We start from the raw sequence: 23,758 nt of genomic DNA, 5'->3' as shown, positions 1-23,758 counted from the left end.
CCCGCAGCGCCTAGGCTTGGCGACGCAGGCGCAGCCCATAGCCCAGCGCCGCAATCAGATAGGCCAGCAATGTCAGCACTGCGATGCCGCCAAGGGCCAGCAACAGCGCAGCCCGCAGCGGATCAAAGGCCGCCAGCCCCGGCAACAGATCCCGCAGAAGCGGCAGTATTGTTCCCCGGGCCATGGTCCAGCCCAGCGTCGCCGCCAGCCAGCCCACCTGAACAAAGCCAACAGCAAGCACCAACCAGTGCAACCCCGCCTGCTTGCCGCCATGCAGCGCCCGGCGCAACGCCGTCAGGGGGCGCACCGCATCCTGCTGGATTGCCACCAGAGCCGGCACCACCAACAGAACCAGAAACATGCCAAAGCCCAAGCCATAGACCAGGGTGATCACCGTTGGCTTCAGGAACTGTGCCTGCTGCGAGCTTTCATACATCAAAGGCGCCAGCCCTAGCACCGTTGTCAAGGTCGTCAGCATCACCGGCCGCAAGCGGTCCGCCGCCCCGTCAACGATCGACGGCACCAAGCCGCGGGTTTCGGCGTATTCGTCGATCGTGGTGACCAGAACGATGGAATCATTGATGATAATCCCGGTCATGCCCAGCAGGCCAATCACGGTGAACATGCTTAGCGGCACATCCCAGACGTAGTGGCCCCAGATGGTGCCCACAAGACCAAACGGGATGATTGCCATCACCACCAGCGGTCGGGTCCAGCTGGCAAAGATCCAGGCCAGCACCAGATAGATCCCCGCCAGGCACAGAACCAGCCCGGTGCGGGCATCGCTGAGAAAATTGCTTTCCTGCTCGCTCAGCCCGCTGAGCCGCCATTCCACCTGTCGGCGGCTGGCGATATCTGGCAGGATTTCTTCCTCCAGCGCCTTGGTGATCTCGGCGGCGCGGGTCGGGTCGTCTTCGGAAATATCGCCGGTTACACTGATCACCCGAATGCCGTTTTCCCGCCGCACGGTGGAAAACCCGGTGCGCTGCGTCACCGAGACGATATCGGCCAGCGGCACATAGATGCCACTAGGGGTGCGCATCAGGCTGCGTTCCAGAAAATCCGCCGACAGCTCATCGCGGGGCAATTCGACCCGGATTTCAGCGCTGCGCGGCCCTTCCGGATAGGTCGCCGCCTCGATCCCGTTCAACCGCGCCCGCAGCGCCCGGCCCAGGCTGTCGATGGTAAAGTTCAGCGCCTGCCCCTGCGGCGTCAGCTCCAGCACCACCTCTTCCTTGTCATAGGCAAGGTTGTCTTCAACCGCCGAGACCTCTGGATAGCGCAACAGGGCGGTCTTCAGATCCTGCGAGGCACTCTTGAGCACCTGTACATCGGCGCCGTAGAACTGCACATCCAGCGCATCGCCCCCCGGCCCTGACCGCCAGCTACGGAAGGAGACCGTTTCCACCAGCGGGTGATGCACCACCTCTTCCTGCAACGCCGCTACATAGGCAAAGCTGGAATACTCGGGGCGCAGATCCGCGTCGATCAGTTCGATCGAGAGGCCGCCCAGAAGATCTGTATCCTTGGCCTCAACCCCCGAAAGGCCGCGCCCAGCATTGCCGCCAATCTCTGCAATGACAAAACTTACCGGATCAACGCCGCCATATCGGCTGGAAAACGCAGCGCCGGTGGCCGCCGCCGCGCGCTGCATTTCCTGCATCATCGCCAAGGTGTCGGCACGGGTTGCGCCCTCGACCATGGCAAAGTTGCCGGTGACAGACCCACGCTCTGGCGCGTTAAAAAACCGCCACTGCACCTCGTTGCTGATGAACAGCGCCATCTGGCTGGCCAGAATGGTCACCGCTCCGGCCAGCACCACATAGCGCGCGCGGACCACCAGGGCCATCAGCCGACGGAACAGATGATCGCGTGCCCAGCGAAAGCCGCGATTGACGATCCGGTTGGGCCAGTCGTACCAATGTTGCTTTTGCGCATGGGTCAGCGCATGGGCCATATGATGCGGCAGAATCAAAAAGCATTCCGCCAATGACGCCGCCAGAACCGCAATCACCGTAAAAGGAATATCGCGGATCAAATCGCCAAAACGGCCGCCAATCGCGGTCAGCCCAAAGAACGCAATGATGGTGGTCAGCGTCGCAGCAAAGACCGGCATGGCCATGCGTCGGGCGGCGTTTTCTGCCGCCTGCATTGGGCTTTCGCCCAGACGGCGCACGCGAAAATCGGCGTGTTCGCCCACCACGATGGCATCATCCACCACAATCCCAAGGGTGATGATCAGGCCAAACAGGCTGATCATATTGATGGTGATGCCCGCGGCATACATCAGGGCCACGGCGGCAAACATCGCCGCCGGGATGCCTGCGGCCACCCAAAAGGCAATACGGCTGTTCAGGAACAGGAACAGCAGAGCCACCACCAGCCCCAACCCCATCAAGCCATTATCGATCAGAATATCCAGCCGGTCGGAAATCCGTTCTGCGCGGGTGCGGATCAGCTCTGCCGTGACCCCCTGCGGCAGAGTGCGTTGCAGCGCATCCACCACCTGTTGCACCTGGGCCTGAATAGCGATGGCATTGCCCATGTCGGCGCGGTCCACCCGGATCGACATCGCGGGATTGTCACCAACAAAATAGGATCGCTTGCGATCCACCCCTTCGCGGGTGATCTGTGCCAAATCGCCGATGGTCAGCACCGATCCATCCGCATTGTTGCGCAGCACGATGCCTTCTATTTCTTCGGGGCTGCGTTTTTCGCGGCCAGTGCGCACCCGCGTATTGGCGCCTGTGACATCGCCCGCCGGATCAGCGTCGACCTCAGCGGCGATGGCATTGGCAATCTCTCTCATGGTGATGTCATGGGTGATCAGGTTGGCCGAGGGCACCTCGACCAGGGTACGGGGCGCGGCCAGGCCGCGAATGGTTGTCCGGGTAACGCCAACCTCAAACAGGCGCACCACCAGTTCATCCGCGAAGAGCCCCAGCTGACCCGCCGCTAGCGGCCCCGAGATCACCACATCTGTCACCCGGTCGCGCCAGGCGCCACGCCGCACGGTGGGGTCTTCGGCGTCCTCTGGCAGGGTGGTGATGGCATCCACTGCCGATTGCACATCATCCGCCGCCCGCGCCATATCCCAGCCTGGCTCAAAATCCAGGAGGATAGAGGCAGATCCCTCGCGCGAGGTCGCGGTGCTTTCCTCGACACCGTCCACCGCCAGAAGCGCCGGTTCCAGCGCCTGCACGATGGCACCATCCACATCCTCTGGACCGGCCCCCTCCCAGATGACACCGACGGTGACATTTTCAACAATTACATCGGGAAAAAACTGCGCCCGCATATTGGGGATGGCGGCCGCCCCCAGCAGCAACAGCACCACCAGAAACAGATTGGCCGCAGTGCGGTGGCGGGTGAAATAGCTAAGCAGGCCGCCAGCAGGGCGCGACAGATCACGCATGGATCAGCCCCCCATCCGCGATTCGATCCTGTTGACCAGCTCGCTTGGCACCTGCTCCTTGGCCAGCGCCGCCAGCATCCGTTGCTTATCGGCAGCGGGCAGCTGGGCGCTGCCTTCAATCGCCAGGACCAGCGCGGCGCGGCGTTCATCAGAAAGCTCAATCATGTCGGGCGCCTGACGAGGCGCCTGGCTGGTTTCAAGCGCCGCCCCCTGGCGCAGGGGCCGCACCCGAATGCCGGCCCCCAAAAGCGGCGTGCGCCCGACCACCACCTGACGCCCGGCAAGGCCCGCGCCCTGGATCAACACATCGTCGCCCTGACGGCGCAGCAATTCAACCGGCAGCGCTTCCAGCCGATCCTCGGGCCCCAGCACCAGGACGGTGCCATCCGCCCCCAGCGCCGAAGAGGGCACCCGCGCCACCGCGGCGATGGGCGGTTCGCTAACCTTTACAGTTACAAAATCCCCCGGCTTGAACCCCGGCGCGTTGGCCAGGCTGGCATAGAGCAAACGCCCGGTCTGCCCATCCCCCGCCGCGCCACTGGCGCGTGACAACTGGCCCATGGCCTCTAGCCCCGCCCCCGCCGCATCCAGCGTGACGCGCACCGGGGCTGGCAACAGCGCCCCCTCGGCGTCCAGTAGCCGGGCATATTGCAGGGTTGAAACCCGAAAAGAGACCTCCAGCAGATCCGCATCGACCAGCTCTGCCAATTTTTCATTCACCGTGACCAGCCGCCCCTCGACCAGCGTGACCGCCTGCAAAATACCATCGAAACCCGCCCGCAGGGTGGTGTCGGCCAGATCGCGTTGGGCAGTATCCAGGGCGATCTGGGCGCGTGCCACACGGGTGGCAGCCTGATCAACGCGCGCCTCAGCCTGGCTGACGGCCTGGCGACGCGAAATCACCGTCTGACGGGCCTGAACTGCGGTCAGTTCGGCGGCCTCTACCGCGGCTGTAGTGCCGACGCCGCGGTCCTGCAGATCTAGCTGCCGCTGGTGGGCGCGGGCACGCAACTGCGCCTGGTCCTGGGTGGCTTCAAGCTCATCATTGGCGAGGATCAGATCACGCCCCGCATCACGCTCCTCGGCGCGCGCATCCAGCAGATCGGTCTTGGCCTGATCCAGTGCCGCCTGCGCATCCGAGGGATCAATCTGTATCAGCACCTCACCAGCGCGCACCCGGCCCCCTTCGACAAAGCGTTCTGACAGTTGGATGACCCGCCCGCCCTGGGCGCTGCGCAGCTCTAGACGGCGGCGGCTGTCGATACGGCCAAAAGCGGTCAGCTCGGGGGTGACCTCTTGCAGCTCTGCCGTAACCAGGTTCACCGCAAAGATCCGTTCACGCGCCGGGGGGGTATGCGGCTCGGCACCCATTCGCTCTTGCACCGCAGAGACCACCATATGCCCGGCATAAAGCACCAATGCCGCCGTCACCGCCGTCAGAAACAAACCCATCAAACTATGCCGCAAAAAGCGCATGCCTATTTCCCCTTGGTGGCGGCAGATCGCTCTGGCTACCGTTTTCATTCTACCTGATCGGGCGCATGCCGTATCGCTGGCCACATGAGGTGCCTATGACCAAACGCAGCAGCGCGCTATTTCCGTCGTTGGGTTTCGCTCAAACGGGGCATTATTTCCACAAAATTGCAGGGCCGGTGGCGATAATCCAACTGAAACGCCAAAATTTCATCCCAACCATCCTTGCAGGCACCGGGGCTGCCCGGCAGCGCAAACAGGTAGGTCCCACCCGCGACACCGCCCGTGGCGCGCGACTGTACCGCAGAGGTGCCGATCTTTTTCATCGACACAATGGTAAAGACAGTGCCGAAGGCCTCGATCTCTTTTTCATAGACATCCCTGTGCGCCTCTACCGTGACATCGCGGCCGGTCAGCCCAGTGCCGCCGGTAGAGATCACCACATCAACATCGGGATCGGCGATCCAGGCGCGCAGCTGGGTGGCGATTTCGCTGCGTTCATCGGCCAGGATCTTGCGGTCCGCCAACAGATGCCCCGCCGCCTGCAGCCGATCTACCAGCACCTGACCAGAACGATCCTCGGCCAGGCTGCGACTGTCCGAGACGGTCAGAACGGCTATGCGGACCGGAATAAAGTCCAGGGTTTCATCGATACGTGACATCTCGGCCCTCTTGTGTGTTGCGACACGCGTCATGCGATGCGCAGCGGCTAGCCTTGTTCTGCACTGGCCAGACGCGCCTTCAGCTCCAATAGATCTGCCCAGGCGCTGGATTTCAATGCCGACTGGCCCAGCAGGGCGGTTGGGTGCTGCATCGGCAGCACCATCCTGCCCCAGGCGTGTCCCCATTGCCCCCGCAGCCGAGAGATGCCGCGTTTCCCCAGAACCGCCTGGCAGCTGGTATTGCCCATCAGCAGCAGAATCTCGGGCTGCGCCAATTCTACATGACGCTGCAGAAACGGCACCATCATCGCTATCTCATCACCAGAGGGATCCCGCCCCTGCGGTGGCCGCCAGGGCAGCACATTGGCCAGATAGACCGTCTTGTCGCGTCCCAGATCAATGGCCGCCAGCATCCGATCCAGCAAATCGCCCGCCGGACCCGCAAAGGGCCGACCGGCGCGGTCTTCCTCTCGATCGGGCGCCTCGGCAATGATCATCACCCGCGCGCCGGGCTGGCCATCGGCAAAGACCAGATTGCGGGCGCCGCGCTTCAAATCACAGTGGGGGAAATCCGCCAGCGCCGCGCGCAACGCCGCCAGGTCCGGCGCGGCCTGGGCGCAGCTGCGCGCCACCACAACCGGGTCCACCGGTTTGGGCTTGGGCGGCAGCGGCGGCGGGCTGCCGGGCTTTTGCGTCTCACCTGCGCGGCCGGCGACTGGGGCCTTGGCGGCAGCGGCGGCCAGCTCATAGCGGTTGATGGGCGCCTCGCACAGCGCCTCGGTGGCACCAAGCTCCACCTGCCATTCCAACAGCGCTTTTGCGCTCCAATAATCCAATGCCGATTCCATAGCACAAGCTACCCTGCCACGGCGGCAAGCGGAACACCCCTAATTTGGCCTTATGCACCTGGCCCCGCACAACCAAAGCCAGGCGGAAGACACGCCCCGGTTTACCGCCCTGCCCCGCAGGGCACAAAGCCGCCAGCCGCCTTGCCCATAGGCCAGAGCCTGCCTATAAGGTGCGACAAACAGAGCGGAGCCTGCCCCCTATGTCTACTCCTGTGTCATCGCCCTCCTCCACAGCCCCCCAGCCGCCGGTCCAGCCCGTCTTTGGCCATCGGCATCTGCTGGGCATAGAGCCGCTGAAACCGCATGAGATCACCGCAATCCTGGATCTGGCTGACAGCTATGCCGAGCTGAACCGCCGCCCGGAGAAACACGCCAATGCGCTGGTCGGCCTGACCCAGATCAATATGTTCTTCGAGAACTCCACCCGCACCCAGGCAAGCTTTGAAATCGCGGGCAAGCGTCTGGGCGCTGATGTGATGAACATGGCGATGCAGGCCTCGTCGATCAAAAAGGGCGAAACCCTGATTGATACTGCCATGACCCTGAACGCCATGCACCCCGATCTGTTGGTGGTGCGCCACCCGCATTCCGGGGCCGTGGATCTCTTGGCGCAAAAGGTCAACTGCGCGGTGTTGAATGCCGGCGATGGCAAGCACGAGCACCCGACCCAGGCGCTGCTGGACGCCCTGACCATCCGCCGCGCCAAGGGGCGGCTGCATCGGCTGAACATTGCAATCTGCGGCGATGTTGCCCATTCCCGCGTGGCCCGGTCGAACCTGATCTTGCTTGGCAAGATGGAAAACCGCATTCGCCTGATTGGCCCGCCAACCCTGGTGCCTAGTCAGTTCGCCGAATTTGGCGCTGAAATTTACGACGACATGCGCGAAGGTCTGAAAGACGTCGATGTGGTGATGATGCTGCGCCTGCAAAAAGAGCGGATGGACGGCGGGTTCATCCCCTCAGAGCGCGAATATTTCCACCGCTACGGGCTGGATGCCGAAAAATTGTCGCATGCCAAATCCGATGCCATTGTCATGCATCCCGGCCCGATGAACCGCGGCGTTGAAATCGACGGCACCCTGGCCGATGACATCAACCGCTCGGTCATTCAGGAACAGGTGGAAATGGGCGTTGCCGTACGCATGGCCGCAATGGATCTTCTGGCCCAGAACCTGCGCGCCGAGCGCAGCGCCACCGCTGGCTAAAGCCATGCAAACTACACTCCATATTCCCGCCTCCGAGCGCGGCGTGATCCGGGTCTTTGACCTGCAGATGCCCCCCGAACAGGCACAATTCTTGCGCGAACCCGGTGCTCTGGCGCAGGTGCTGGGGATTGCCGAAATTGACCTGACGCATGTGGAAATCTTCCCGGTCTCTGATCTCGAAGAGCTGGGCCTGCCCGGCTATCTGACCCAGGGCTGCGGCGTGCCGCAGGCCGAGATCGCGCCGGATCTGGCGGCGCTGCGGACACTGTCCGGCTATGTACTGCTGCTGCGCTCGCGGGCCTTTGGCGGCACGGCCACCCGGCTGACCCCAGCGGATCAAATCCGCCTTGTGGCCAGCTACGGCGAGCCGGAAACCCAATGGAGCGCCCCCCCCATGCCCGCGCCCGACAGCAGCAAGCCCTATTCTGCCGCCAAACCGCCCCCCCGGGCCACCCGCGATCAGGCCCGGCGCATTGGGGCCAGCTTTTTTGCCGTGGTGATGGGCCTGATTGCGTTGATCCTCTATGTTCTGGTGTTCTGAAATGAATGTGATCGAATTCAACCCAAACCGCAGCGCCTATATCACCGCCCATGCCTGGATGGCCGCGATTGCCATGGTGGCGGGCATGGTGATCCTCTGGGCAATTGGAAACCCCTATGTCTGGACCGGAGCCATTGGCGGGCTGGGGGCCATCGGCCTGCGTGGCTGGTACATGATGAGCGAAGAGCTGGCCGTGGTCTGGCGTATTTCTGATGGTGTGCTGACCGGCCCTGCCGAGCGCCGGGTGCCGCTGGATCAGATCGAGGCGGTCAAGACCATGGGATCCTATGTGCAGGTGATCACCAAAGGCGGTGACAAGCACCTGATCAAATATCAATCGTCGCCCAGCACCACCGTCGCTGCCCTAAATCACGCCATCGAAAGGCCCGTTGCATGACCCTTCTTTTTATCAACGCCCGCCTGATTGACCCCGAAGCCGACACCGATAGTCTGGGGGCCTTACTGGTTCAGGATGGCAAGATTACCGAGGTCTTGCCCGAGGGAACGGAGCCTGGGCAACTGTTTCGTGCGCGAAACATTGACGAAAACAGCGCCGAGGTCTTCGACTGTGGTGGCAAATGTCTGGCCCCCGGCATTGTCGATATTGGCGTCAAGGTCTGCGAACCGGGCGAGCGCCACAAGGAGAGCTATAAGACTGCTGGCCTCGCCGCTGCCGCTGGCGGTGTAACCACCATTGTCACCCGGCCTGATACCACGCCGAGCATCGACAGCCCGGAAACCCTGGAATTTGTCACCCGGCGCGCCCAGGCAGATGCGCCGGTGCATGTGCTGCCCATGGCCGCACTGACCAAGGGGCGCGAGGGATGCGAGATGACGGAAATCGGTTTTCTGATGGATGCCGGTGCGGTGGCCTTTTCCGACTGTGACCATGTGGTCAGCAACACCAAGGTGTTTTCCCGCGCGCTGACCTATGCGCGCTCTTGCGGGGCGCTGGTGATTGCCCATCCGCAGGAACCGCTGCTCAGCGCCGGGGCTGCGGCGACATCGGGCAAGTTTGCGGCGCTTCGCGGATTGCCTGCCGTATCGCCGATGGCGGAACGAATGGGGCTGGATCGCGACATTGCGCTGCTGGAAATGACCGGGGCCAAATACCATGCCGACCAGATCACCACCGCCCGCGCCCTGCCCGCGCTGGAACGGGCCAAGGCCAATGGCCTGGACATCACCGCTGGCACCTCGATCCACCATCTGACCCTGAACGAACTGGACGTGGCGGACTATCGCACCTTCTTCAAGGTAAAGCCGCCACTGCGCAGCGAGGACGACCGGCTGGCGGTCGCCGAAGCGGTGCGCACCGGGCTGATCGACACGATTTCCTCGATGCACACGCCGCAGGATGAAGAAAGCAAGCGCCTGCCCTTTGAAGAGGCCGCCGCCGGGGCCGTGGCGCTGGAGACATTGCTGGCGGCCGCGATGCGTCTATATCATGCGGATCTTTTGGACCTGCCCACCCTGTTCCGGGCCCTTGCCCTGAACCCGGCCAAACGGCTTGGCTTGGCCTCTGGGCGGCTGGCGACCGGGGCTCCGGCCGATCTAGTACTGTTTGACCCTGACCAACCCTTTGTGATGGATCGGTTCCAATTGAAGTCAAAATCGCAAAATACCCCCTATGATGGCCAGCGCATGCAGGGCAGGGTGCTGGCAACCTATGTCACCGGCGCGCCGGTATACCGGAGAGACTGATGCCCGTATTTGAGACCGCCCTTCCCCTCTTACTGCTCTGGGCCGTGATTGGCTATTTCTTGGGGTCGATCCCCTTTGGGCTGGTGCTGACGCGCGCCATGGGGCTGGGCAATCTGCGCGAGATCGGTTCGGGCAATATCGGCACCACCAATGTGCTGCGCACCGGCAGCAAGGCCGCCGCGGCGGCGACATTGATCCTGGATGGCGGCAAGGGCGCGGCGGCGGTGCTATTGACCCGCGCTTTGGCCGGCGAGGATGCGGCGCAGCTGGCTGGGCTGATGGCCTTTGTCGGACATTGTTTCCCGGTCTGGTTAAAATTCAAAGGTGGCAAGGGGGTCGCAACCTTTCTCGGATTAATGCTTGCCCTAGCCTGGCCGGTGGGCATTGCCTGCTGCCTGAGCTGGGTTGCGGCAGCGGCAGTCAGCCGGATTTCATCGCTCAGCGCCCTGACCGCAGCACTGGCTGCTCCGATCTGGGCCTACCTGTTGCACTATCAATCCAGCATGGCACTGGCAGTGCTGCTGGCGGTGATCGTCTTTTGGCGCCATAGCGCCAATATCACCCGGCTGCGCACAGGCATGGAACCCCGCATTGGCCAAAAGTGACTGAGGCCTATGCCCGCCCCTGAAACGGGCACAGGCCGCTGGCGGAAAACCGGCGCGTACCAGCCCGATGGGGGCGGGCGCGGGCGTCACGGGATAAGCCGCTCCAACCCGCGACCATTAGCCCAGGTGCCGTGCAACTCGCCACTGGGCATGCGCAGATAGACCACCGGGTATCTCTGCCCCCAATCGATCCAGACCACATCGCCGTTGCGACTGCCCTTGCCCGTATACCGCTGATTGGCCACCTGCCATTCCACAACCAGCGCCTTGGCAGTGCCGCTTATCTGCACCCTGCCGCTATAGGCGCTGCCATCGGGATTGCGCCCCTCGACGCGGTAGCTGCCTGTAACGCTTTGGGCGCTCGCCAAATCGGCCAGAAACACCAGAGAAAGCGTCAATAGCGCGGTCAGGCCGCCCATCGCTCTGCGTCGGGAAAATAGATTTGCCATGCTTCGTGCTCCTGTTTGGATGTGTCTTCGCCTGCAAGGGCCGGTTTTGCCTGTCCTACTGCCGAGGGTTAAGATCCTGCCCACGCCGACCTAACCGGAGTGGTCGTCACGCGCCACACTTCACCTAACTATTTGTAAAAATTAATTAATACACAATATCTTCACTAGGTTAGCCCGCGCCAGAACATTTGCATTACTGCACCTCATCACATCGTGATCGATATTTGCGTGCATATACGAACATCCCCTTTGGGCAGGCGCGCAATCAAAAACAGTTTGATTGAACGTGAACACGGCCCGCGCCACATCGGTGTTGTGACAGCCAGAACGCAAAGTCCACAGCAGACTGGTCAGCACAGATATTAATGAAACATCGGTCCTGGGCAGGATGACAGCCCCGGCACGATATGGAAAGGAAAAGACCCATGAACACATTCAAAACCCTGCTGGGCGGCGTGGCCCTTTCGGTTGCATTGGCCACTTCTGCCCTGGCCGCTGGCGTCGAAATCAACGCCTCCTCGACCGGGCTTGCGCTGCAGGGCTATGACCCCGTCGCCTATTTCACCGACGGCGCCCCCGCCAAGGGCAGCTATAAAATCACAACTGTATTTGACGACGCGACATACCGCTTTGCCTCGGAAGAGCACAAAGCCCAGTTTGAGGCCAACCCCGAAGCATATCTGCCCGCCTATGGCGGCTACTGCGCCTTTGGCACCGCCATGGGATTCAAGTTTGATGGCGACCCAACCTACTGGAAGATCGTCGACAACACACTGTACCTGAACCTGTCCAAGGACATTCAGACCCGTTGGGAAGGCAATATCCCAGGTTTCGTGGAAGACGCCAATGGCCATTGGGAAACCATTGCCGACGTAGAGCCAGCAGCCTTGCAGCAGTAAGTCAGGCAGTCAGGGCGGCTTTACTTTGGCCATCCTAACTTGCACCGCTCACAACCGGCGGAGCAATTGAGCCTCGCCGGTTGGTCATTTCCTTAGACGCGGTTAGCGATTTGCCAGCTCTTCAATAGCCTCAGCCGTGCGCTTTGTGTTGTGATATACGCCCAGAAAGAGATACATCATCCCCCCCATAAAAATGGCGTAGATGGATCCCACCACCAGGATGCCCAGGGCTGGCAATAGGCCTCCGTTTGGCGCAGGGGCCAGAAAGGCCGCGACAGTGCCGACCAGGACACCGACACAGAGCAGGATTACAAAGACCCCAACCAGTTTTTCAAACAGACCAATAAATGTATCGCGCATTTTATCCTCCTAGGTTCAACGGCCACATTTGTCGCGCCCCTGCTGTATCCTGACAAGGAAATTATCTTGACGCCGCACTGATTTCATGCATTTCTGTCATTACAGAAATAACAGGACTTACGAAATGAACCTCACCCCTGCAATGCAGAACTTTATCCTCCACTGGGGGGAGATGGGCTCCAAATGGGGGGTGAACCGGTCGGTGGCGCAGATCCACGCGCTGCTGCATATCTCCCCCGATGCCATGACGGCGGATGAAATCTGCGAGACGCTGAATCTGGCACGCTCCAATGTCTCCAACGGGCTGAAAGAGCTGCAATCCCAAGGGCTGGTTAAAGCTTCGCGGCAATTGGGGGATCGGCGCGATCACTTCACCTCGATCCGCGACATGTTTGATCTGGTGGATGCGGTGATCGCAGCCCGGCGCGAGCGCGAATTTGCCCCCACCCTGCGGGCGCTGGACGCGGGGATGCAAGAGGCCGAGACCGATAAGACGCCCGCCGTGGTCAAGGAGCGCATGGGGGAGACCCTGCGGGTAATGCAGATGTTTGACGACTGGTATGTCGATTTCGCCCGCCTGCCCCGATCCGTGCATCTGGCAGTGCTGAAGCTGGGCGCCAGGCTGGTGCGCTTTCTGCCAGGCGGCAAACCCAAGGACTAAACCAGTCGCAAAAAAATTTACCTAGAGCTTTCTCAAATGACAGAAATGACTACCAGCGCAGAAATAATAGAAAATCAAGACCACCTAAGAAAGACCTGAACCTCTTTGCCAAACCCTCGCGAAAGAACGGAAGTACCAATGTGCGCCCCCTGTGAACACGCCCCACAAAATGTCCGCTGGAAAGACCTGGTGCAGCTGCCAAAGTATCAACTCTGGCTCGAAGTCAGCCTCCCTCTGCCCTGGCTCATACTCTCTTGGGGGCTGTATGTCTCGCCTCTTTGGCCATTTGGGGCAGTGGCGAGCTTCATGTTCTTTCTCTGCGCCCTACGGCTGAACCATGAAGCGATTCACGGGAATCTCGGGATTTCCAGAAAATGGGACATCGCGCTTTTGCACCTGCTTAGCGCCGTGATGCTTGGCTGTAATACCTCCATCGCCTGGAGCCACATGCAACATCACCGCCACGCCATGGGGCCAAATGACCACGAAGGTCGTTGCGGGCGCATGACTGCGACACAGGTGCTGATCTACGGGCCACGCTTTCCCATCGATTTGATCCGCGCATGCTGGCGTCTTGCTGCACAAAAGTGGCGGTGGCGGATCCTGAGAGACGGGGCATTTGTCGCCCTCTTTGTTGGGCTCTGCCTCTGGAGTGGCTATCGTTTTTTGCTGCTCCACATGGTGGCCATGATCGTCGCGCAATGCCTAACCGCGTTTTTTGCGGTCTGGATTACCCATCAGGGCACTGCACAATCTGGTCTGGCAGGGCGTAGCCAGCGCGGGGTACTGGCAAAACTTGCCTATCTGATGTTCTATCACCGCGAACACCACCTGTTTCCAAGGGTCCCCGTCATTCGCTTGCCAGATCTGGCCAACCGTCTGGACGCCGGTGTCCCGGGCTATGCCGCAAGCCGCCTTCCGGTTTTCCAGTTGCTGGATCGCCCCACCCTCTAAGGACTGGCGTCGTCGCCACACCCGATCCACTGGCAGGCGCCGCCTAAGACCAACAGCAGCAAGAAAAAGGGGCGTCTCAGCGGCGCCCCCTTTATATCTGTTTGTCTCTTGGTCTTTAATAGCTGTAATCAGCGTAGATCCGGGTCAGATCGCCGCCCCAGTCCCCGTGATAGCGCTCCAGCAGCTCATCCGCCGGCACCTTGCCGCTGTCGAGGCTGTCTTTCAGCGCATTCAGGAAATGGGTCTCATCCGGCACCAACCCGCCGGCACCGGGACAGGCGCGATTTTTCAGTCCCGACTCCGAGATCGCCACCACTTCACGTGCCAGGTCGTGCATCTTGATGCCATTGACCTCAGCCTGCAGCCCATCGCGCGAGGCCGCAACGCGCAGCCCTTCGCGGGTCTCGGCGTCCCAGTGTTTGACCAGATCCCAGGCCGCATCCAGTGCACTCTGATCATAGGTGAGCCCCACCCAGAAGGCAGGCAGCGCGCAAAGACGCCGCCAAGGGCCACCATCAGCCCCACGCATTTCCATGTATTTCTTGATCCGCGCTTCGGGGAAGGCTGTGGTCAGGTGATCCGCCCAATCCGACAGGCTGGGGGTTTCACCGGGCAGGGCCGGTAGTTTCCCCTGCAGGAAATCGCGGAAAGACATGCCAAGCGCATTGATGTATTCGCCGTCGCGGTAGACAAAATACATCGGCACATCCAGCGCATATTGCACATAGGCTTCAAAGCCAAAGCCTTCGTCAAAGACAAAGGGCAACATGCCGGTGCGGCTGTCGTCCAGATGCCGCCAGATCTTGCTGCGCCAGGATTTGTGGCCATTGGGCTTGCCCTCAAAGAAGGGCGAATTGGCAAACAGCGCCGTGGCCACTGGCTGCAGCGCCAGAGCGACGCGCAATTTCTGCACCATGTCTGCCTCAGACCCAAAGTCGATATTGACCTGCACCGTGGTGGTACGGCGCATCATGTCGCGCCCCATGGTGCCAACCTTGGCCATGTAGTCGTTCATCAGCCGATAACGTCCCTTGGGCATCAGCGGCATTTCATCGTGGGTCCAGATGGGGGCGGCGCCCAGACCGATAAAACCGACGCCGATCTTGTCAGAGATGTCCTTGACCTCGCGCAGGTGGGTGTTCACCTCGTCGCAAGTCTCATGAATGGTTTCCAGTGGGGCGCCAGACAGTTCCAGCGCGCCGCCAGGTTCCAGGCTGACATTGGCACCGTCCTTTTCCAACCCGATCAGCTTGCCGCCCTCGGTCACCTCGGACCAGCCATAGCTGTCGCGCAGCCCCTGCAGCACCGCCACGATAGAGCGCTCTCCCTCAAAGGGCAGCGGTTTGAGCGTATCCTTGCAATAGCCGAACTTTTCATGCTCGGTCCCGATGCGCCAGGCATCGCGGGGTTTGCAGCCGCTGGCCAGATATTCGGCCAATTGTTCGTGGCGCTCAATGGGTCCGCCGCCGGACTGGGGAATGGACATGCCGGGCACTCCGTCCTGTAGGGTTATCTTGGGAAAACAGTGGTGAGCGGAATCAATGCTGGTGTCAATGCAGCCTTTGGTGCGCAGGGCGCGATGGGCTGCGCTCCCAGATCACGACCTGGTGAGAACCATTGCGGCGCAGCTCGCTGAGCATCCGTTCGGTGCGCAGGCCCGGAAGGGCGGCAAAAACGTCGAACAGGGCCTCGTTCCCTTCGGCATTGACCGGAATTTCCAAAGGCTCCTGTCCCTCTTGTTCCAACACCCAATGCGGCGGTTTGGCAGTATGGTCCAGCCGCAACCGCTGCAGTTCAGAGGTGGCAACCGCCCCCCCGGTAAGCGGACCAAAATAGGCGATCTGCCCCTCGTCCACCCGCACCACACCGGGGCCACCAGCCCCTATACGAAAGCGCAGCCGCTGCGCGCCAATCACGGCAATCACCAGGCCGACCGCCACCAAGGCCCAGCCGGTGACTTCGGTCACACCATAGGAGGTAAAGGCCCATTTCAGCCCCACCAGCAGCATCAACGCCGCCACGATCAATTCACGCCAGCGCCAAAGCGCTTCGCGGGCCTCGGGCCGAATGAAACTCATCTGCTTTCTCCCATCAGGGGCATTGATTGCAAGCTCATATTAGTTAGTGCGGCGCTGCCTTGGGGGCTGCCTTGGGGAAGGGCCAGGCCTGTCTTCGAGTTATCACCAATCCCCAAGTGTTTGCTGCCACAGGGTCATGGCCGCCACGGCGGCGGTATCCGCCCGCAGGATGCGCGGGCCAAGGCTGACAACATGCGCCTGTTCCATCGCGTGCAGGCGGCTGCGTTCCTTGTCGGAAAAGCCGCCCTCGGGGCCGATCACAATCGCCCAAGGCGCATCTTTGTGATCCTGCGCGGCAAGCTGCAGCGCATTGCCCACCTCGGCCTCATCGCAGAACATCAGCTGGCGATCGGCGGGCCAGTCATCCAACAGGCGCGACAGTTTCTGCAACTCGCCGACCTCGGGCACATAGGTGCCGCCGCATTGCTCGGCGGCCTCAACCGCATGGGCCTGCAGCCGGTCCTGACGGATACGTTCCGAATTGGTGTAATCAGTCCCCACCGGCAGGATGCGCGCGGCCCCCATCTCGGCCGCCTTTTCCACGATAAAATCGGTACGCACCTTTTTGATCGGGGCAAAGATCAGCCACAGATCCGGCGGCATCTGCAACGGTTTGCTTTGTTCAAGACAGGTCAGCACGCCGGTGCGTTTCCCCGCCTCTGTCACTTCGGCCTGCCATTCGCCATCGCGGCCGTTGAACAGCGCCACAGCCCCGCCCAGACGCAGTCGCATCACCCCAAAGAGGTAATGCGCCTGTTCCTTCTCCAGAGGAATGGATTGCCCTGCCCCCAAGGGGTGCTCTACATACAGTCTGATTTTTGCACTCATGAGGCCTACATATGCAAGGTGACGCGCCAAAACCAGATGGGCAGGTCGCAGATGCGGTCAAAGACAACTGGGTTGATCAAATTGCACCAGCCTGGAGCCGCCCCTACCTGCGGCTGAGCCGGGCGGACAGACCCATTGGCACCTGGCTTTTGCTGATCCCCTGCTGGTGGGGGCTGGCGCTGGCGATCCTCTGGGATGGCGCGCCGCGCTGGGAAGACGCCTGGATCGCCCTGGCCTGCGCCCTTGGGGCCTGGCTGATGCGCGGGGCGGGCTGCACCTGGAATGACATCACTGATCGCAATATCGACGGCGCAGTAGAACGCACCCGTTCGCGCCCGATCCCATCGGGGCAGGTAACGCTGCGCGGCGCGGTCATCTGGATGGTGGTGCAGGCCTTGCTGTCCTTTGGCATTCTGCTGACCTTCAACCAGATGGCCATCTCGATGGGGATTCTGGCCCTGCTGCCAGTGGCCATCTATCCCTTTGCCAAACGCTTTACCTGGTGGCCGCAGGTGTTTTTGGGGCTGGCCTTCAACTGGGGCGCGCTTTTGGCCTGGACGGCGCATACAGGCGCTCTGCACTGGCCTGCGGTGTTTCTTTATCTTGCCGGGATCAGCTGGACCCTGTTTTACGACACCATCTATGCCCATCAGGACACCGAGGATGACGCGCTGATCGGGGTGAAATCCACCGCCCGGCTGTTTGGCGACGACACCCCAGCCTGGCTGCGCCGCTTTATTGTCGCCACTGTCAGCCTGATGGCACTGGCGATCATTCTCGCCCTTGATCTGGAGCAGCACTACTGGACCCTGGGGTTGGCCCTGGTTGGCCCCTGGGCCATGGGCTGGCATATGACCTGGCAATTACGGGTTTTTGACGCCTCTAACAACCAGCGCCTGTTGCAACTGTTTCGACTCAACCGCGATACCGGCTTGATTCCGCTTATTTTCTTTATCCTTGCCATGTTCACCTGATTGAACCGCCGGGCTTGGGGCTATACACAAGAGGCAGTTTTTCCGGGGAATAGCCAATTTATGCGCCTGTCATCGCTTTTGATCCCGACTCTGACCTTTGCCGCAGCAGCTGGTATCAGCCTTGTTGCCGCCAGTTTTGCCGTGACCGCAGTAGAACAGAACAGCGAAACCAACCTGCGTCGTGCCCTGGATGACAGAGATATGGGCTGGGCCGAGGTCACCTCTGACGGATTGCGGGTTCGCCTGCAAGGCACCGCCCCGGACGAGGCCACGCGCTTTGCGGCGCTGTCGCTGGCGGGGGGCATTGTTGATGCCTCACGGGTGATCGACGAGATGTCCGTCCCCCCCTCAAAGGGGATCGCGCCACCACGTTTTTCTGCGGAAATTCTGCGCAATCATAGTGGCATATCCATAATCGGGCTGATCCCGACCTCCTCCTCCCGCGCCGATCTGGTGAAACAGCTGAACGGGCTGCGCGAGGCAGGCCAGGTTGCTGATCTGCTTGAAACCGCCGAATACCCGGTGCCCAAGGGCTGGGAGGCTGCGCTGCGCTATGCCATTGCCGCGCTGGAGCTGCTGCCACGAGCAAAGATTTCGGTTGATGCAGAACGCATCAAGATCACCACCATGGCGGAATCTGCCGCCGCCAAAGACATTCTGCGGGACCAGCTTACCCGGCTGGCCCCACCAGAGCTGCATCTGGTGCTGGACATCACCGCCGCCCGGCCGGTCATCACACCCTTTACCCTGCGCTTTTTGATCGACGAGGGCGGCGCCCATTTTGACGCCTGCTCTGCCGAAAGCGCCGAGAGCCGCGCCTATATCCTGAATGCGGCCCGCGCCGCTGGGTTAGAGGGGCGGGCGGACTGCGTCATCGGCATGGGCGTGCCTTCACCCAACTGGTCGCGCGCCAGCGCTCTTAGTATCGCCAGCCTGGCCGCCCTGGGCCAGGGCACCGTAACAATCGCCAATGCCGATATCACCCTGGTCGCCGCCGAAGCCACCCCACCTGCCCTGTTCGACAAGGTGGTCGGAGAGCTGGAAAACGCCCTTCCCGAGGTCTTTGCCCTACATGCGGTGCTGCCAACGCCCAGCAGCGATGCCAGCGCCGGACCGCCCGAATTCACCGCAACCCTTAGTCCCGAGGGGCAGGTCCAGCTGCGGGGGCGTATCAATGATGAGATATCCCGCGACATCGCAAGCAGCTATGCCCAGGCGCGCTTTGGCTCTGATGCGGTGCATACCGCCACCCGCGTGGTGACGGATTTGCCCCGCGACTGGCCGGTGCGGGTTCTTGCCGGGCTAGAGGCCCTGTCACATCTGGAGCGCGGCGCGGTCACTGTCACCCCTGACAACCTGCAACTGCGCGGTATGAGCCACCGGGAAGACACCCTCGCCGTAGTATCGGGGTTTCTGGCGGAAAAACTGGGAGAGGCCGAAAGTTATGAGCTGGCCCTCACCTATGAAGAACCGCCCATCCCCGAAGACCAGCCGCTGCCAGCCGAACTCTGCGCCGCACAGCTGGCCGGGGCGCAGGCCAGCTCTGGCAAGATCGGCTTTGAACCCGGCTCTGCCACCGTTGCCGCCGGCAGTAGTGTCGTGCTGGATCATATCTCTACCATTCTGGAACGCTGCGGTCCCGTGCGGCTGGAAATTCAAGGCCATACCGACAGTCAGGGCCGTGAGGGCATGAACCAGACGCTAAGCCAGGCGCGGGCGCAGTCAATTCTCAACGAACTGCGTGCCCGGCGTATTCGTACCTCTGCCTACGTTGCCAGCGGCTATGGTGAAAGCCGACCCATTGCCTCTAACGACACCGAAGAGGGCCGCGAGGCCAACCGCCGCATCGAATTCCGCCTGATCCTGCCGGAAACCAATGCCGAAGGGGAAACCACCCTCGAAGGGGCAGCCGCCACCGCCGCCACCGAAGACCAGGCTGACACCGACGACGCCCAAGATCCCCCCGCCGATCAGGACAGCAACACCACCAGCAACACCGAACAGGAGACCTCAGGACAATGAACAGAGCAGAGTTCATCCTCACCACCGCAATCATCCTGTTTGCCGCCTTTGCCCTGGGCTGGTTTGCAAACTGGCTGGTCCACCGCTTTACCCGCGTGCGCCAAAGCGACGTCGCCGATCTGGACCGGATGAGCCAAGAACTGCACGAGGCCGAGGAAACCCGCGATCAGGCGATCACCTATCTGCAACAGCGCGAGGCAGAGCTGACCAACCAGCTGACCCAAACCGAAGCGGAACTGCGCGCCGCCATGGATGGCCTGCGCGATGCCCGCCGCGAGGCCGAGGAAATACGCAGCCAGTTGCACCGGGACTGACAGGGGCAGGCTGCGACAAACCGGCCAGTCCCTGTCAGGCCAATCAGGTAGACCGCCCGGCAAACAGGCGGACACCAGGTGCCACCGCACGCGACGGCTCTGCGCCTCGCGCAGAGCCGGACCCAACTGAGCAGCCATATTCTATGAATGTGGCGCAACAGGCGGGAGCCCCCTGCCCCCGCAGCCTAGGATGCTCTGCTCAAGGCATGCCCGCTCCAGGGCAACTAGACTGTCTGAAAGAGTTTCGGCACCGCGCACCAGGTGCCTGGCCAGTATCACCAGCCTGTGTGACCAGTTAGCCGCCCCAGTGAACAGATCGCCGGATGCCAGGCCCGCTGCTTACCAGCGCGTCAGGGCATCTTCGTCATCAGCCTTGGCCGAGACCCATTCAGATGCCCCATCCTGCAGGATTTCCTTCTTCCAGAACGGCGCGCGCGATTTCAGGTAGTCCATCATATATTCCGCCGCCTCAAAGGCATCTCTGCGGTGACGGGCTGCGGTGGCCACCATCATGATCCGCGCCCCCGGCTTCAGGCGTCCATAGCGGTGAATCACCAGCACATCCGCCAGGGACCAGCGGGCCTCGGCCTCTGCGGCGATCTTTTCCAATGCCTTTTGCGTCATTCCCGGATAGTGCTCGATCTCCATCGCAACCAGGCCTCCGCCCTCGGCATCGCGGACCACCCCGGTAAAGGTCACAATGGCCCCGGCACCAGAACAGCCTGCGGCAAATGCATCGCTCTGCGCGCCCAGATCAAACCCGGCCTCCTGCACCCGCACCTGCATCCGATCACCCCCCCGTCATCGGAGGAAAGAAGGCCACTTCGCGCACGCCGGCAAGCGGCGCGTCAAAATCGGACAGCTCTTGATCCAGCGCCACCCGCAGTGCCGACAGATCGGCAAAGGCGGCGGCGTAGCGCTCTTCGCGGCCGCTCAGCTCTGTCACCAGATCGGCAACCGTTGCAGCGCTGGTTTCAACTTCTTCGCGGGCCAGGCCGATTCGCTCACGTACCCAGGCAAAATAAACGATATCCATTAGCGGCTCTCCTTCAGATGCGGCAGCGCCTTGCGCATGTAATCCGCACCGGTGATCAGGGTCAAAGCCGCCGCAATCCACAAGAGCCACAGCCCGATCCGCCCGGTCCAGACCATACCATCCAGCTTCCAGCGCAGCCCGTTCACGTCTTCGACCTGACCGTTCAGGATCTGTTCGATCAAGGTCTCATCCATCCCAATGGAGGACATCACCAGATAATGTTCAAAAACCCCCTGCGAGAACAGCGTGGCAATCGCCACCATCTGCGCCGTTGTTTTCCACTTGGCCAGCTGGGTGACCTTCAGCGTTCCCGCCGTATCGCCCAAGAATTCTCGCAGGCCAGACACAAAGACCTCGCGGAACAGAATCACGGTCGCCGGCAGTACCAGCCAGGGGGTCCAGTGTTCGTCAGCATAGCCCACCAGGATCATCAATGCGATCACCACCATGGCCTTGTCGGCGATGGGATCCAGCATTGCGCCCATCTTGGTTTCCTGTTTCCAGGCGCGGGCCAGATAGCCATCAAACCAATCGGTGATGGCTGCCCCCACAAACAGGATCAGGGCAAACCAATCCGCCAGAGGGCGGGAAAAGTAGAGAAACATAACGGCGAGACCGGGGGCCGCCAGCAGGCGCACCAGGGTCAGGATATTGGGCAGGGTCCATTTCATGCGGCGGACCCTACAATGCGCCCTGCAAACATAAAAGACGCATAAGACACTTTCGGTTTCAGAATGCTGTGACTCCAGCGCATATGTGCAACGCACCGGGGCCAAGGGCAACCAGGGGGGCGCCCGTTCCTAGCCTGGGGCGCGCTTCCTATTTCCCACTGTGGAAATGATCATAGATCCGTTCTGCCAGGGCAAGGGAAATACCGTCGACCGCTTTCAGATCTGGCAAATCGGCACGGCTGACAGCCTTGGCACTGCCAAAATGCGCCAGCAGGGCGCGCTTGCGGCTGGCACCAACGCCGGGGATCTCATCCAGGGGCGTGGCGCCAACGGCCTTGGCGCGTTTGGCCCGATGGGTGCCGATGGCAAAGCGGTGCGCCTCATCGCGCATCCGCTGGACAAAATACAAAACCGGGTCATTGCGCTGCAGCGCAAAGGCAGCCTCGCCCAGGCGGTGGAATTCCTCTTTGCCGTGATCGCGATCAACCCCCTTGGCGACCCCAACCATGGGAATATCCTGCACCCCGTGTTCGGCCATGATCTCTGCCACCGCCGAAACCTGCCCCGCGCCACCGTCGATCAGCAATAGATCCGGCCACATTCCCTTTTCGCGGTCAGGGTCTTCCTTTTTCAGGCGCGAAAACCGCCGGTTCAGCACCTCTTTCATCATGCCAAAGTCATCCCCCGGCACCAGATCATCACCGCGAATGTTGAATTTGCGATAGGCGTTTTTCATAAAGCCCTCGGGCCCGGCAACAATCATGCCACCCACCGCATTGGTGCCCTGAATATGCGAGTTGTCGTAGACCTCGATCCGCTGCGGCGGTGCCTTCAGGCCAAAGGCATCGGCCAGACCTTTCAGCAGCCGGGTTTGCGTCGCGCTTTCGGCCATGCGCCGGGCCAGGCTTTCGCGGGCATTGCGCACAGCCCCGGCGACCAGCTCGGTCTTTTCACCGCGCAGCGGCACCAAAAGTTCAACCCGGCGTCCGGCCTTCCCGCTCAGCGCGTCCTCCATCAGATCGGTGTTTTCAATGGCATCCGACAGGATCAACTGCCGGGGCGGTTCTTTGTTGTCATAGAACTGACCGAGAAAGGCCTCCATGACCTCGGCTGCCGACATATCGGCCTCAACGCGGGGATAAAAATCCTGATTGCCCCAGTTCTGGTTGGCGCGAATGAAGAACACCTGCACACAGGCTTGGCCACCCTCCATATGCAGGCCGATGATATCGGCCTCGGCAACGCCGCGCGGGTTGATGCCCTGCACCGATTGCACCTGGGTCAGGGCCTTGATGCGATCGCGCAGCGCTGCCGCGCGTTCAAACTCCATCGCCTCAGAGGCCTTCATCATCTCAGCGCCCAGCTCTTCCTGAATCTTGGTCGAGCGCCCGGCGAGGAAGCGTTCGGCATCGCGCACTGCCAGAGCATAGTCTTCCTGCGAGATCTCGCCAGTGCAGGGGGCTGAACAGCGTTTGATCTGATATTGCAGGCAGGGGCGGGTGCGGCTTTCAAACATCGCATTGGAACAATCGCGCAACAAAAACGCCTTTTGCAGCTGGTTGAGCGTCCGGTTCACCGCGCCAGCACTGGCAAAGGGGCCAAAATAGCTGCCCTTCTGTTTGCGCGCTCCGCGATGTTTCTTGAGCTGAGCAAAGGGGTGATCCTTGGCCACCAGAATATTGGGGAAGCTTTTGTCATCGCGCAGCAGCACGTTGTATTTGGGCTTCAGCTGCTTGATCAGGTTCTGCTCCAGCAGCAGCGCCTCGGTTTCCGTCCGGGTGGTAAGAAACATCATGGTCGCAGTCAGCGCGATCATCCGTTCAATCCGAGGCGAATTCCCCGGCCGGGTATAGTTCGACACTCGCGCCCTGAGATTGCGCGCCTTGCCGACATAAAGCACCCGGCTTTCGCTATCCAGCATACGATAAACCCCCGGAGAGGCATCCAGCATTTTGACATAGTCCTGGATGACACCGTAGCCGGTTCTGGGCTGTTCGGCAGCGAGCTCTGATCTGTCGTCTGTCATGCTGTTAGTCATATGATTCCCAGCGCCGCGCTG

Annotated in this window: 24 protein-coding genes; 11 read left to right on the top strand and 13 right to left on the bottom strand. The window is 61.4% G+C overall.

Translation table 11 applies throughout. The features are described 5' to 3' along the window. Positions 1-10: 10 nt before the first annotated feature. From LRK71_RS10160 to LRK71_RS10145, 4 genes are all read right to left on the bottom strand, one after another. The gene (locus LRK71_RS10160; RefSeq protein ID WP_232403117.1) at positions 11-3,415 is read right to left on the bottom strand and encodes an efflux RND transporter permease subunit; all 3,405 of its coding nucleotides are present in this window, start codon (positions 3,413-3,415) and stop codon (positions 11-13) included. Between the two features lie 3 nt (positions 3,416-3,418). After that, positions 3,419-4,891 carry an efflux RND transporter periplasmic adaptor subunit gene (locus LRK71_RS10155; RefSeq protein ID WP_232403115.1) on the bottom strand — a complete coding sequence of 491 codons (1,473 nt, stop codon included), beginning with the start codon at positions 4,889-4,891 and terminating at the stop codon, positions 3,419-3,421. Positions 4,892-5,007: 116 nt separating this feature from the next. Then, complete coding sequence (gene moaB, locus LRK71_RS10150) at positions 5,008-5,550, bottom strand: molybdenum cofactor biosynthesis protein B (protein WP_232403114.1); 543 nt, start codon at positions 5,548-5,550, stop codon at positions 5,008-5,010. A 47-nt stretch (positions 5,551-5,597) separates the two neighbouring features. Then, positions 5,598-6,398, bottom strand: coding sequence for a uracil-DNA glycosylase (locus LRK71_RS10145; RefSeq protein WP_232403112.1), 801 nt, complete (start codon positions 6,396-6,398; stop codon positions 5,598-5,600). A gap of 200 nt (positions 6,399-6,598) precedes the next feature. Between LRK71_RS10145 and LRK71_RS10140 the strand changes: the two genes are divergently transcribed. The 5 genes from LRK71_RS10140 to plsY are packed head-to-tail and all read left to right on the top strand — an operon-like array spanning position 6,599 to position 10,453. Beyond that, positions 6,599-7,603, top strand: a complete 1,005-nt coding sequence (locus tag LRK71_RS10140) for an aspartate carbamoyltransferase catalytic subunit (RefSeq protein ID WP_232403111.1) — start codon at positions 6,599-6,601, stop codon at positions 7,601-7,603. A 4-nt stretch (positions 7,604-7,607) separates the two neighbouring features. After that, positions 7,608-8,144, top strand: a complete 537-nt coding sequence (locus tag LRK71_RS10135; protein ID WP_232403110.1) for a hypothetical protein — start codon at positions 7,608-7,610, stop codon at positions 8,142-8,144. A 1-nt stretch (position 8,145) separates the two neighbouring features. Continuing rightward, on the top strand, positions 8,146-8,541 hold the full coding sequence (locus tag LRK71_RS10130; protein WP_232403108.1) for a hypothetical protein: 396 nt from the start codon (positions 8,146-8,148) through the stop codon (positions 8,539-8,541). Beyond that, positions 8,538-9,848: a dihydroorotase gene (gene pyrC, locus LRK71_RS10125; protein ID WP_232403106.1), complete on the top strand. Its 1,311-nt coding sequence runs from the start codon at positions 8,538-8,540 to the stop codon at positions 9,846-9,848. The genes LRK71_RS10130 and pyrC overlap by 4 nt, the downstream gene beginning before the upstream one ends. Beyond that, positions 9,848-10,453 (top strand): glycerol-3-phosphate 1-O-acyltransferase PlsY, encoded by a 606-nt coding sequence (gene plsY / locus LRK71_RS10120; protein WP_232403104.1) that lies wholly within the window; start codon positions 9,848-9,850, stop codon positions 10,451-10,453. Before pyrC ends, plsY begins: the two co-directional genes overlap by 1 nt. Before the next feature lie 86 nt (positions 10,454-10,539). Here plsY and lfb1 read toward each other — a convergent pair whose 3' ends face one another. Continuing rightward, entirely contained in the window at positions 10,540-10,902 is a 363-nt protein-coding gene (gene lfb1 / locus LRK71_RS10115; RefSeq protein ID WP_232403093.1) for an LIC10280 family protein, read from the bottom strand. A gap of 425 nt (positions 10,903-11,327) precedes the next feature. Here lfb1 and LRK71_RS10110 point away from each other — a divergent pair, with 425 nt between their 5' ends. Further along, a complete protein-coding gene (locus tag LRK71_RS10110) occupies positions 11,328-11,801 on the top strand; it encodes a YHS domain-containing (seleno)protein (RefSeq protein WP_232403091.1) in 474 nt (157 codons plus the stop codon). A gap of 102 nt (positions 11,802-11,903) precedes the next feature. Here LRK71_RS10110 and LRK71_RS10105 read toward each other — a convergent pair whose 3' ends face one another. Further along, a complete protein-coding gene (locus LRK71_RS10105) occupies positions 11,904-12,161 on the bottom strand; it encodes a hypothetical protein (protein ID WP_232403090.1) in 258 nt (85 codons plus the stop codon). A gap of 124 nt (positions 12,162-12,285) precedes the next feature. Here LRK71_RS10105 and LRK71_RS10100 point away from each other — a divergent pair, with 124 nt between their 5' ends. Both LRK71_RS10100 and LRK71_RS10095 read left to right on the top strand, forming a co-directional pair. Continuing rightward, positions 12,286-12,822 carry a GbsR/MarR family transcriptional regulator gene (locus tag LRK71_RS10100; protein WP_232403086.1) on the top strand — a complete coding sequence of 179 codons (537 nt, stop codon included), beginning with the start codon at positions 12,286-12,288 and terminating at the stop codon, positions 12,820-12,822. A 138-nt stretch (positions 12,823-12,960) separates the two neighbouring features. Further along, positions 12,961-13,776: a fatty acid desaturase gene (locus tag LRK71_RS10095; protein ID WP_269751696.1), complete on the top strand. Its 816-nt coding sequence runs from the start codon at positions 12,961-12,963 to the stop codon at positions 13,774-13,776. A 115-nt stretch (positions 13,777-13,891) separates the two neighbouring features. Here LRK71_RS10095 and LRK71_RS10090 read toward each other — a convergent pair whose 3' ends face one another. From LRK71_RS10090 to LRK71_RS10080, 3 genes are all read right to left on the bottom strand, one after another. Continuing rightward, on the bottom strand, positions 13,892-15,262 hold the full coding sequence (locus LRK71_RS10090) for a glutamate--cysteine ligase (RefSeq protein WP_232403083.1): 1,371 nt from the start codon (positions 15,260-15,262) through the stop codon (positions 13,892-13,894). A gap of 64 nt (positions 15,263-15,326) precedes the next feature. Next, entirely contained in the window at positions 15,327-15,854 is a 528-nt protein-coding gene (locus tag LRK71_RS10085; protein ID WP_232403081.1) for a hypothetical protein, read from the bottom strand. Positions 15,855-15,956: 102 nt separating this feature from the next. Then, positions 15,957-16,682: a 16S rRNA (uracil(1498)-N(3))-methyltransferase gene (locus tag LRK71_RS10080; protein ID WP_232403080.1), complete on the bottom strand. Its 726-nt coding sequence runs from the start codon at positions 16,680-16,682 to the stop codon at positions 15,957-15,959. 11 nt (positions 16,683-16,693) lie between these two features. On the opposite strand from LRK71_RS10080, the gene ubiA reads away from it, so the two are divergent. From ubiA to LRK71_RS10065, 3 genes are read left to right on the top strand one after another with little or no spacing between them, the layout of a single operon-like run. Further along, positions 16,694-17,656: a 4-hydroxybenzoate octaprenyltransferase gene (gene ubiA, locus LRK71_RS10075; protein ID WP_232403079.1), complete on the top strand. Its 963-nt coding sequence runs from the start codon at positions 16,694-16,696 to the stop codon at positions 17,654-17,656. Positions 17,657-17,716: 60 nt separating this feature from the next. After that, complete coding sequence (locus LRK71_RS10070) at positions 17,717-19,678, top strand: OmpA family protein (protein ID WP_232403078.1); 1,962 nt, start codon at positions 17,717-17,719, stop codon at positions 19,676-19,678. Continuing rightward, complete coding sequence (locus LRK71_RS10065) at positions 19,675-19,992, top strand: hypothetical protein (RefSeq protein WP_232403077.1); 318 nt, start codon at positions 19,675-19,677, stop codon at positions 19,990-19,992. Before LRK71_RS10070 ends, LRK71_RS10065 begins: the two co-directional genes overlap by 4 nt. 339 nt (positions 19,993-20,331) lie before the next feature. Here LRK71_RS10065 and LRK71_RS10060 read toward each other — a convergent pair whose 3' ends face one another. From LRK71_RS10060 to uvrC, 4 genes are all read right to left on the bottom strand, one after another. Continuing rightward, on the bottom strand, positions 20,332-20,778 hold the full coding sequence (locus tag LRK71_RS10060) for a molybdenum cofactor biosynthesis protein MoaE (RefSeq protein ID WP_232403076.1): 447 nt from the start codon (positions 20,776-20,778) through the stop codon (positions 20,332-20,334). Positions 20,779-20,782: 4 nt separating this feature from the next. Next, positions 20,783-21,028, bottom strand: a complete 246-nt coding sequence (gene moaD, locus LRK71_RS10055; RefSeq protein ID WP_232403075.1) for a molybdopterin converting factor subunit 1 — start codon at positions 21,026-21,028, stop codon at positions 20,783-20,785. Further along, the gene (gene pgsA / locus LRK71_RS10050; RefSeq protein WP_232403073.1) at positions 21,028-21,699 is read right to left on the bottom strand and encodes a CDP-diacylglycerol--glycerol-3-phosphate 3-phosphatidyltransferase; all 672 of its coding nucleotides are present in this window, start codon (positions 21,697-21,699) and stop codon (positions 21,028-21,030) included. Before pgsA ends, moaD begins: the two co-directional genes overlap by 1 nt. Before the next feature lie 148 nt (positions 21,700-21,847). After that, positions 21,848-23,725: an excinuclease ABC subunit UvrC gene (gene uvrC / locus LRK71_RS10045; RefSeq protein WP_408635994.1), complete on the bottom strand. Its 1,878-nt coding sequence runs from the start codon at positions 23,723-23,725 to the stop codon at positions 21,848-21,850. Positions 23,726-23,758: the final 33 nt, after the last annotated feature.

Source organism: Pseudophaeobacter flagellatus (assembly GCF_021228235.1).
GTDB lineage: Bacteria > Pseudomonadota > Alphaproteobacteria > Rhodobacterales > Rhodobacteraceae > Pseudophaeobacter > Pseudophaeobacter flagellatus.
This window is presented reverse-complemented; position numbering and strand designations above follow the sequence as displayed.